This is a genomic window from Nostocoides australiense Ben110, assembly GCF_001050535.1.
Taxonomy (GTDB): Bacteria; Actinomycetota; Actinomycetes; order Actinomycetales; family Dermatophilaceae; genus Nostocoides_A; species Nostocoides_A australiense.
Genome location: NZ_HG764815.1, coordinates 3,994,222 through 4,002,855 on the forward strand (window position 1 = coordinate 3,994,222; position 8,634 = coordinate 4,002,855).

The window sequence follows — 8,634 nt, forward strand, 5'->3', positions numbered from 1 at the left end:
GGACGCGTCGGTACCCGTACCGGCCGTGATGGCGGACGAAGATGGCTCGGATCAGCCGGCCCAGCTTCCGGCGGCGTTTCGCGGTTGCCGACGCCGGCCGTTTCACCCAGTCATAGAACCCTGATTCCGACACGCCCAGCCAGGTACACATAGCGCCCACCGTGTATCGGCCGGAACCATCCGAATTCGTGGTCGCCTTCTCCGCGAGAATGTGTGCGTACCGGTCGGCTACCGATACTTCTTCGCGAAGAAGGCGGTGGCTTTTCCCAGGAACTCCCGCTCCAGACGCAGTTCCTGATTCTCGCGCTCGAGTTGTTCAAGCCGCGCCCGTTCCGAGATTGTCAAGGGCTTGTCCTCGACCGGGTTCGCTTCCTGGTACTTCTTCACCCAGTTCCGCAATGTCTCCGCGCCGATACCATTCTCCCGCGCGACCTGTGACAGGTTCTTCTGCCCCTGGTAACTCAAGAACAGTTCCACCATCTGCTCGCGGAACTCCGGCGAAAAACTCACCCTACCGCTACTCATTCTGAATCGATTCTCCCTTCCAAGGAATCCTACTCTATTGGGATCCAACTCCGAAAGGAATCAGGCACGTCAAGGGCTTGGTCGACGGAGAGTTCGAAGACGTCGGCGATGGTGAGTCCGTCGACGGTGTGCCGGAGTGCTCCAGGGCGAAAGCGTCGGCCTTGGCAGGTTTCGCAGGGCGTGGTGACGGGGTCGGCGAAGCCCAGGTCGATGAAGGTGATCCCAGTACCTTCGCAGGCGCGGCAACCGCCGTCGGAGTTGGGCGAGAAGAGACCAGCCGGCTGCCGGGTGCGTTTGGCGAAGACGCGCCTGATCTCATCGAGCATGCCGGTCCAGGATGCCGGCGTGGAGCGGCGTGACCCGAGGATGGGGCCTTGGTCGACAAGGGTCACGTCAGGCGCCACCGTGGGGAGGTGGCCGTGGATGAGGCTCGATTTGCCGGAGCCGGCAACTCCGCTGACTGCGGTGAGCACTCCGAGTGGGATGTCGACGCTGACGTCCTTGACGTTGTGGGTGTTGGCGCCGTGGATGCTGAGCCAGCCGCCGGGTCGGCGCGGGATCCGTTCGGTCGACATCGTCTGGGTCAGCGCCAAGCCTGTCGGCGTGTCAGCTCCGACCAGACGGGCATACGACCCTTGGTAGATGAGGTTCCCGCGGTCGCGGCCCGCGCCGGGACCGATCTCGATGATCTCGTCGGCGATCGCCATGATTGCTGGGTCGTGCTCGACGACGATGACGGTGTTTCCCTATTCGGTACCACGTCATCACCTTCGTTCGATGTACCGTACAACATACGGTACGTTACCGTCGGCGAGGAGGATGATTCCTGAGTGCCAAGGTCAACCAGGAGAAGTCCCGACCAGCTCTCGCTACTGCAGCTCATGTGGGCGCCGTCGACGAAGGTTGGACGCACGGGCGCCACCGCGACGACGGTGACCGAGGCCGCCGTCGCCCTCGCCGATGAGCACGGCTTGGAGGCGTTGACGATGCGTGCGGTTGCCGAGCGCGTCGGCGTCGGCGCCATGACGCTCTACGGGTACGTGCCGGGAAAGTCGGAGCTCCTCGAGCTGATGCTGGACGCGGTCGCGGGCACCACGTACGAGGTCGGCGCTCGGCCCGGTGATCAGGACGGATGGCAGGGGGCGCTTCGCCACATCGCCGAACGCAACTACTCCCACGCCCTCGCGCACGGCTGGAGTGTCGAGGTTCCACCGGGCAGACCCATCCTCGGCCCCGGGGTCTGCCTGAAGTACGAGGCGGAGCTGACGCCGCTGGACGGCATCGGGCTTTCCGACGAGGCCATGGACCACGTCGTCTCGACCGTCGTGAACATGGCCACCGGCGCTGCTCGGTGGCAGCTTGGCCTCGACCGTGTCCGAGCAGCGTCACAGCTGTCCGATGACCGCTGGTGGGCATTGTCCCAGCCGGTCCTCGCGGCCGTGATGGAAGGTCTGCAACTGCCCATCTCGACCAGGGTGGGCAACTCGATCGCGTCCGCCGGTGACCCCCACGCAAGCCTGGTCGCCGGCGTTGAGCTGCTGATCGCGGGCCTTGGCAGCCGGCCGGGGCCAGGTCTGTGACGTCGTCGCCTGGATGACTGGGTTCCGTGGTGGCTTCGTGGCGGGGTCACCTGTTGGTGGCGAACCATTGCTCGCGGGTGGCATCAAGGCCATCACCGACGGCGCCCGGTGTCGGACAGGAGAATTTCCAGGCGTAGCCGTAGGGGTCGATGCACTCGGCGTACCGCTCCCCCCACGTCGAGTCCTGAGCCGCCGCCGACAGCTCGCATCCGACACCCACGACATAGTCGACCGCAGCGTCGACGTCGTCGACGGTGATCCCGATCACCATCCCCAGTCCACGCGGGCCCGCCACGGTCATGCGTTCCCGCGTGCTGTCCGGGAACGGCATACCCACGAGGGCGTCGACGAGCAGCTGCAGGCATCCTCGACGCATGATGGCCATGACCGTTCTGCCGTCGGGGCCAGGTATCTCGGCAACCCGCTCGAAGCCCAGGCCTGCGTAGAAGTCTGCCGCCTCAGGGACGTTGTCGACGCGCAGCCCCACCTTGAAGTCGGGTTCGTCGCTCACAAGTGCCGTTTGAGTAGTCACGTGGATCTCGTCCGTGGCGAGGGCATGCCGCCAGCACGGTTGCCCGCTCGGGTACGGGGTTCTCGATGCAGCCTGACCTTCCGAGTGATCTCGAGCAGCATCTGAGCCTGTTGTCCGCTTGTCACTCTTGGCGCGCGGAGGAGTACGAAGCGGCCCACTCTGCAACCCTGCGGGAGCTCTCCTCTTCCGATAGGTCCTCGACACGGCTCATGACCGACCAGCGCACACCGTATGGGTCGCGGATGCTTGCGTAGCGGTCGCCCGACACGAAGGTGGAGAGCTCTTCGCGGATGGTTGCTCCGGCGGCGACCGCGCGCGCGACGACGGCGTCGACGTCAGGGACATAGAGTCCGAGGGAGTAGCAGGCCGTGTCGTCTTCCGGAGGTGGCACAAGCCGGTAGTTCGGGCTGGGAACGCCCAGCTGGAGTTGGCCGAGTTCGAAGTCGAGGTCGGCGTGAACCAATTGACCGTTCATCTCGGTGACGTCGATGACGCGTGCGCCGAAGACGTCGCGGTAGAACTCGATTGCGCCAGCTGCGTCGGTCAGCGCCAGGAAAGGGGTCAGTGAGGTCATTCCGTGGGGGCGACCTTCGGTTGTGAATGTGCCGGTGACTCCCCGGCGAGGCGTCTCGTTCTCTGTCATTCGGCCACCGTAGGGGCGTGACTGCGCCGACCGCTTGGAGATGCGCGCCACCGTGCCCGGTCGTCTACCTTTGAGCCATGGTCGACCGGGCGCGGGGGGTGCTGTTTCCGTCGCGACTGCCGGCATTCCACCGAGTCGCACCCCCTCAATCGGTGCAGGAGTTGGTTCAGTGGTTCTGGATTCCGGAGTGGGACCTCGAACCGGGCGTCGTTTCACGTCAGACCGTCGTCGGCTACCCCGCGCTGAACCTCGTCGTCGAGCCCCAAGGCGTATCGCTCGTGGGTGCAACGACGCGGACGACCGAAAAGATGCTGCGCGGAAGCGGCTGGGCAGTGGGTGCGGTTCTGCGGCCCGCTGTCGTACGGACATTGACCCTGGATCCCACTTCGCTTGTCGATAGCGAGCAACCCGTTGACGCTCCCGCTCTTCACGCGCAGGTTGTCGCGGCGATGGATGGTGCAAGGGAGCGGCATGAGAGGGCCGTCGACTGTTTCGCACGCTGGCTCAGTGCCCGCACGTGCGATGTCCCTTCCAACGCCCGGCGCGCGAACGCGATGCTGGACATTTTGATCGGGGAGGGCGGCGCGAACACTCCTACCGAGGCGGCCGTGCGGCTTGCGGTGTCGCTGCGCACGCTGCAACGGATGACACACCGGTACATCGGTCTGCCTCCGGCCGCGATCATCCGCCGTCGCCGACTGCAGGACGCTGCTCGCCAAGTGCGCGAGCGACCCGACGTTTCCCTTGCGGCGATCGCTGCTGATCTCGGCTACACCGACCATGCCCACCTGACCGGCGACTTCCGGAGCGTGCTTGGCTTCACTCCCAGGGACTACCGCGCCGAGTCGTCGTGAAGCGCGCCGGGGGTGTGTCCACCGCGACTCGTGACACGTCCAGCGCGTCCGAGAGCCGACTGCATTGAGGCGTCGCGTGCCGATCTGTCGAGGGAACCGAATCCGGAGGACTCTGAGCGCGACATCGTCGCGACCTGGTCGCCAGGTGAGCCGCCAAGTCAGGCCGACTGACCGTACCGGACGTCCGTCGAGTGATCGCCCGTGCGGGCTGCCCTGTGCGTCAGGCTTAGGTGAGACACCGCTACTGAGTTCGATCCCTCTGCACGGGGTGAGGAGTGAGACACCTGATGACGATGACTCTGGCTGATGCCGCCCTCGATGATGGGGCGGTGAGCCCACGAGCCGATCGACCTAAGCGGCGCACCTTCACCGCTGAGTACAAGGCCCAGATCGTGGCCGAGTACGACGCGGCCGAGCTCGGTGAGCGGGGCACGATCTTGCGCCGCGAGCATCTGTACTCCTCCCACATCACCGAGTGGCGTAAGGCCGCTGCGGCCGGCGCCGTGTCGGCGCTCGGGCCCAAGGCGGGCAAGGGCCGTGACCGCCGTGATCGTGAGATCGAGGTGCTGCGTGCGCGTGCGGAGCACGCTGAGGCCGAGCTCGCGCGCACGAGGGCGGCGTTGGATGCCGTGGCGTCGGTCGGGCACCTCAGGACGAGGTTCGGGCGACGCCATCCGATGAGAGAGGCGCAGAGGCGCCGAGGGTGAACGTCTGGGGTGCGCGACCGTCTGGGGTGCGCGAACGCGTCGCGGACGGGAGGCGTCACATGGCCGTCCGGGCCGTGCGCATCCGGCCAGCCATGGCAGGTTGTCGGAGCAAACTTCAAGTAGGAAGCACGAGTCTCAAGCCCTGCGTGCGAAGGCCGTGGGCTTACCGCTCATGCCGCGATGCGTGCGTGTCAGGCGCTCTGTAGGGGCTGGATGTTTTCCAGAGCGCCGCCGAGGTGGTCCTTTTCGATCTCGAGGTCGTAGCGGGTCTGGAGGTTGAGCCAGAACCGGTCGGTGGTCGCGAAGAAGCGGGCCAGCCGCAGCGCGGTGTCGGCCGTAATCCGGCGCTTGCCGTGGACGATCTCGTTGATCCGTCGTGGGGGGACCCCGATGGAGACAGCCAGCCGGTGCTGGGTGACCTCCAAAGGGACGAGGAACTCCTCGAGGAGCACCTCCCCGGGGTGGATGGGCGCAATGGTTGCCATGTGTGTGCCTCCTTCTAGTGGTAGTCGACGATCTCGACGTCTTCGGGGCCGGCTGGGGTCCAGACGAAGCAGATCCGCCACTGCTGGTTGATCCGGATGCTGTGTTGTCCCGCTCGGCCGCCCTTGAGCGCTTCGAGCCGGTTTCCGGGCGGGACCTTGAGGTCGTCCAGGACTTCGGCGGCATCCAGCATGACCAGCTTGCGTAGTGCGGTTCGCTCGATCCGGGGGTCGAGCCTCTTAGTGCGTTGTCGTGCCCAGAGCCGCTCGGTGGGTGCGTCTCCGAACGACCTGATCACCCATCGAGCATAACGCGACGCGTTATGCTCCGTCCAGCCGTGGCAGGCAGCGTGCGGCCGGGCCGAGAACGTTATGCACAAGCCGAGGTCCATGCGGGCTGCCGGCATGGGGGCGCCACGTGACGGCTTCAAGGGGCGGGTACTCGAACGTTTACTCCATTGTCGCTCCCCGCCAGACCCTCCGAACCCGCCCCGCACTCGTCACGGCGGCCGCCCGGACCTGCGGCACAGGAACGGTGAACGATGCATAGTCGCTGCAACCTCAACCAGAAAGGCCCCCGAACTGGCGTTTCCGCAGTTCAGGGGCCCTTCGGGACTGCTCCCCCGGTTGGACTCGAACCAACAACCCTTCGGTTAACAGCCGAATGCTCTGCCAGTTGAGCTACAGGGGATCGTACGGCCACGCCTCGCGGCGCTGGGAAACCATAGCAAAAAGTCGAGGGCAATCCGAAACTCCTTGCCGGGACGTCACGAGCGGGGTGGAAGGCCCCCTTCCACCCCGCTCGCCCACCGACCTCTCCTCCGCCCCGGGTGCCAGTCTGTGGTCGGCAGACCCGTAGGACGGGGACCAAGCGGTCAGTCGTTAGGAATCTTGAACTTCTGACCCGGGTAGATCAGGTCAGGGTTCTCGATGTGGTTCAGCTTGGCGATCTTTATGTACGAGACGCCGAACTTCGCGCCGATCTCGGACAGAGTGTCACCGGGCTTGACGGTGTAAACGCGGTAGTCGTCGTCCTTGTTCCGGTCGCGCTCGGGCTTGTTCTCGTTCGGCTTGTCCTCGCGGGGAGCGGGGGTGGCCTTGGGCGGAGCCGGAGCGGCGTCGGCCTCGGGGGCCGGCACCGACTTGGTGTAGTCGGGGGCGGGGACCGGTGCCGGGGTCGAACTGGGCGCCGGAACGGGGTTGCTCTTTCGGGCGGCCTCGTCGGCCTTCGCCTGCGCGTCAGCGGCCTCCTTGGCCTGCTTCGCGGCGTCCTCCGCGCGGTCCTTCGCCTCTTCGGCGGCCTTCTCGGCTGCCTTCTGCGCCTTCTCCTCGTCGGAGTCGAAGCCGAGGCCGTCCTTCAGGTTGTCCAGAAAACCCATGACCGGGGGGTGTTCCTTCCGTATGTGCGCCCCTGGTCGGGGCGCCCGGTAGCGGAGCCGGGAGTGGCTCCGTGGTTGGAGCAACTTACCGTAGGACGGTACCCCGGCTAGGGCTAGCGCCTGACGGATTTCGAGGGAGGGTTGGGCGGCTGGATAGGATCGCGTCACCGGACGCACATGTCGCACCGGCGCCGGGGCGTTAGCTCAGTCGGTCAGAGCAGCGGACTCATAATCCGTCGGTCCAGGGTTCAAGCCCCTGACGCCCCACCCTGCGCCGGGTCGCCCGCTCCTCTCGGCTGCGCAATAGGCTGGCCGGCACCCGGCACCCGGCACCCGGCACCCGGCACTGGCTCCGGGCGAGAGGCGGTCATGACTCACATCAGCACCACTCTGGTCGGCTCCATGCCCCGTGGCGAGGAACTCACTCCGCTGCTCATCGCCCGAGACAACGGCCAGCCGTATGACGCGGCCGAGTTCGACCGGCTGGTCCCGGCCGCGACCGACGACGCCGACGCCAAGCAGGTCGAGTGCGGCGTCGACATCGTCAGCGACGGCGAGATGGGCAAGGTCGGCTACTCCACCTACATGACAGAACGGCTGTCGGGCTTCGGTGGCCACGTGGACCGCGAGCCCGCGGCCGACCTGGCCGCTCATCCCGGGCTCGCCAAGAAGCTGTCCGCGATCATGGGCAACCAGGAGTTCATCGGAGCCTCCTGCGTGGGCAAGGTCGAACTCGTCGACGACGAGCCGATGTGGGAGGACATCACCCGGTTCAAGGCGGCACTGGCCAAGGCCGGCCGGACACCGACCGACGGCTTCATGAACACTGCCTCACCGGGCGTGATCTCGGCGTTTCAGGTCAACCAGTACTACCTCTCACACGAGGCGTATGTCGCCGACCTCGCCGAGGCGATGCGGCACGAGTACGAGACGATCGTCGCTGAGGGCCTCACCCTCCAACTGGACTGTCCCGACCTGGTGATGGCGCGGCATACGGCTTCCAGGATCTCAGCGACGAGGAGTTCCTCGCCGTCGCGGAGGCGAATTCGAGGCCCTCAACGCGGCCACCAGCAATATCCCGCCGGAGAAGATGCGGATGCACGTGTGCTGGGGCAACTACGAGGGGCCGCACGATCGCGACATACCGCTGGAGCGGATCATCGGCCTGATCCTCAAGGCGCGCCCCGCGACGATCCTCTTCGAGTCGGCGAACCCGCGCCACGAGCACGAGTGGGTCGTATGGCGTGACGCGGCGATCCCCGACGAGAAGGTTCTCGCGCCGGGGCTCATCGACACGTGCACCAACTACATCGAGCACCCCGAGTTGATCGCCCAGCGGATCGAGCGGTTCGCCTCGATCGTCGGGGCAGAGCGCGTGATCGCCTCGACGGACTGCGGTTTCGGGACCTTCGCGGGCTACGGCAAGCTCGACCCCGGGGTGACGCTGAAGAAGCTGCACGCATTGCGAGCGGGCGCGGACCTCGCGGGAGCACGGCTGTGAGCGCCTCGGGCCCCTCCCGGGGTGGACGCCGAGCGGCGCGCCATGGAACACGACTGTGCCGCCCTGGTCATGCGCTACGCCAACGGCAATGATGCGGCCGACTGGGATCTCGTGGCCCGGCTCTTCGCGGCGGACGGCCGGATGTCCCGGCCGACCGTCCTACGGGGAGGCGCCGGGACTGCTGATGCTCCTGCTGATCGCCAGCAGGTGGCAGCGCAACGACACCCAGCGGTCCCGGGCGCGGGACCGGCAGATCGACCGTGACGGCGGCGCCGACGCCGAGCTCGAGGAGTACAACGCCTACCTCGCGCGCTTGAACGGCTCGGGGCCCTCGGGGGCGCCACCTGCACAACTGTGATGGTCGAGATTCACGGGACCGTGGCATCGGACGTTGTCGACACCGCGGTGGTGGTCTTCTCGACGATGTCCTG

Annotated in this window: 13 protein-coding genes and 2 tRNA genes; 7 read left to right on the top strand and 8 right to left on the bottom strand. The window is 66.4% G+C overall.

Features of this window, described 5'->3' with window-relative positions; genetic code table 11:
• Positions 1–228: 228 nt before the first annotated feature.
• Both BN11_RS19715 and BN11_RS19720 read right to left on the bottom strand, forming a co-directional pair.
• The gene (locus BN11_RS19715; protein ID WP_162213214.1) at positions 229–510 is read right to left on the bottom strand and encodes a transposase; all 282 of its coding nucleotides are present in this window, start codon (positions 508–510) and stop codon (positions 229–231) included.
• Positions 511–554: 44 nt separating this feature from the next.
• Entirely contained in the window at positions 555–1,232 is a 678-nt protein-coding gene (locus BN11_RS19720) for an excinuclease ABC subunit UvrA (protein ID WP_048700093.1), read from the bottom strand.
• Between the two features lie 225 nt (positions 1,233–1,457).
• On the opposite strand from BN11_RS19720, the gene BN11_RS19725 reads away from it, so the two are divergent.
• Positions 1,458–2,105: a TetR/AcrR family transcriptional regulator gene (locus BN11_RS19725; RefSeq protein WP_162213296.1), complete on the top strand. Its 648-nt coding sequence runs from the start codon at positions 1,458–1,460 to the stop codon at positions 2,103–2,105.
• Positions 2,106–2,151: 46 nt separating this feature from the next.
• Here the strand turns inward: BN11_RS19725 and BN11_RS19730 are convergent, their stop codons facing one another.
• Complete coding sequence (locus tag BN11_RS19730; RefSeq protein WP_048700097.1) at positions 2,152–2,616, bottom strand: VOC family protein; 465 nt, start codon at positions 2,614–2,616, stop codon at positions 2,152–2,154.
• A 142-nt stretch (positions 2,617–2,758) separates the two neighbouring features.
• Positions 2,759–3,280: a VOC family protein gene (locus BN11_RS19735; RefSeq protein WP_048702054.1), complete on the bottom strand. Its 522-nt coding sequence runs from the start codon at positions 3,278–3,280 to the stop codon at positions 2,759–2,761.
• 77 nt (positions 3,281–3,357) lie between these two features.
• Between BN11_RS19735 and BN11_RS19740 the strand changes: the two genes are divergently transcribed.
• On the top strand, positions 3,358–4,134 hold the full coding sequence (locus BN11_RS19740; RefSeq protein WP_048700100.1) for a helix-turn-helix domain-containing protein: 777 nt from the start codon (positions 3,358–3,360) through the stop codon (positions 4,132–4,134).
• A 287-nt stretch (positions 4,135–4,421) separates the two neighbouring features.
• On the top strand, positions 4,422–4,841 hold the full coding sequence (locus tag BN11_RS24850; protein WP_201329321.1) for a hypothetical protein: 420 nt from the start codon (positions 4,422–4,424) through the stop codon (positions 4,839–4,841).
• Positions 4,842–5,032: 191 nt separating this feature from the next.
• Here the strand turns inward: BN11_RS24850 and BN11_RS19750 are convergent, their stop codons facing one another.
• From BN11_RS19750 to BN11_RS19765, 4 genes are all read right to left on the bottom strand, one after another.
• Positions 5,033–5,326: a HigA family addiction module antitoxin gene (locus BN11_RS19750; RefSeq protein ID WP_048700103.1), complete on the bottom strand. Its 294-nt coding sequence runs from the start codon at positions 5,324–5,326 to the stop codon at positions 5,033–5,035.
• A 14-nt stretch (positions 5,327–5,340) separates the two neighbouring features.
• Complete coding sequence (locus BN11_RS19755; RefSeq protein WP_048700105.1) at positions 5,341–5,622, bottom strand: type II toxin-antitoxin system RelE/ParE family toxin; 282 nt, start codon at positions 5,620–5,622, stop codon at positions 5,341–5,343.
• A 319-nt stretch (positions 5,623–5,941) separates the two neighbouring features.
• Positions 5,942–6,014 (bottom strand) — tRNA-Asn (locus BN11_RS19760).
• 184 nt (positions 6,015–6,198) lie between these two features.
• Entirely contained in the window at positions 6,199–6,702 is a 504-nt protein-coding gene (locus BN11_RS19765) for a LysM peptidoglycan-binding domain-containing protein (protein WP_048700107.1), read from the bottom strand.
• 193 nt (positions 6,703–6,895) lie between these two features.
• On the opposite strand from BN11_RS19765, the gene BN11_RS19770 reads away from it, so the two are divergent.
• From BN11_RS19770 to BN11_RS24860, 4 genes are all read left to right on the top strand, one after another.
• Positions 6,896–6,969: transfer RNA gene (locus BN11_RS19770), tRNA-Ile, on the top strand.
• A 102-nt stretch (positions 6,970–7,071) separates the two neighbouring features.
• Positions 7,072–7,950, top strand: coding sequence for a uroporphyrinogen decarboxylase/cobalamine-independent methonine synthase family protein (locus tag BN11_RS19775; protein ID WP_201329322.1), 879 nt, complete (start codon positions 7,072–7,074; stop codon positions 7,948–7,950).
• Positions 7,951–8,026: 76 nt separating this feature from the next.
• Positions 8,027–8,203, top strand: coding sequence for a hypothetical protein (locus BN11_RS24855; protein WP_201329323.1), 177 nt, complete (start codon positions 8,027–8,029; stop codon positions 8,201–8,203).
• 69 nt (positions 8,204–8,272) lie between these two features.
• A complete protein-coding gene (locus BN11_RS24860; protein WP_407668009.1) occupies positions 8,273–8,467 on the top strand; it encodes a hypothetical protein in 195 nt (64 codons plus the stop codon).
• Positions 8,468–8,634 lie beyond the last annotated feature (167 nt).